The following is a 735-nucleotide window of genomic DNA, read 5'->3' as shown; positions in this document are numbered from 1 at the left end:
GTGTCAAAGGAATGCTAACGATTGGCGCCAGTTTCACGATTGGTGAATATATTCTCCCTTCATTTTTAGCAAAGCTTCGTGAACAATATCCTGATATTGATGTAGAAGTGACTATCGGTAATACAAAGGAAATCGCTCAGCTTGTTCGTCATTTCAAAGTAGACGTAGGGCTTATTGAAGGACACACGGAAGAATCCGACTTACATATTCAGTCATTTATGGACGATGAGCTTGCCATCGTTGCGTCAGTGGATCATCCTTTAGCTCAGCTTAAAAAAGTAGAAATTGATGATTTACAAAATCAGCGGTGGGTAGCGCGTGAAAAAGGCTCTGGAACAAGAGAATATTTAGATCACGTTCTAATGTCCAACGGTTTAAAAATGAAAAGCATTCTAACGATCAGCAGCAATCAAGGAATTAAAGAAGCCATCGTTCACGATTTAGGAATGTCTGTGCTGTCGCTTTGTGCTATTAAAGAAGATGTTGAACAAAAACACCTATCGATTCTGAACGTTAACACCGCTCCTTTTAAGCGCCGTTTCTCTTATATCTATCCTGCTAACAGCGCTCATAAAAAAGTAGCGGAGCTTTTTATTCAGCTTTTAAACTAAAAAAAGACTTTCCACACTGAGTGGAAAGTCTTTTTTAGTAAATAGCCATACATGTCTTTACATTCTTTTTTAATGAACATGCGTCTGCTGAGCCGGCATTTTGGACAAACGAACAGCTAGGAGA

General features: G+C 39.0%; 1 protein-coding gene. It reads left to right on the top strand.

Annotation, left to right across the window (positions count from 1 at the left end):
* Positions 1-611, top strand: a 611-nt coding sequence (locus AC1DRF_RS30805; RefSeq protein WP_477742675.1) for a LysR substrate-binding domain-containing protein, incomplete at its 5' end; no start/stop codon positions are given.
* Positions 612-735 lie beyond the last annotated feature (124 nt).

The organism is Priestia sp. P5_B4, from assembly GCF_056400385.1.
This window is presented reverse-complemented; position numbering and strand designations above follow the sequence as displayed.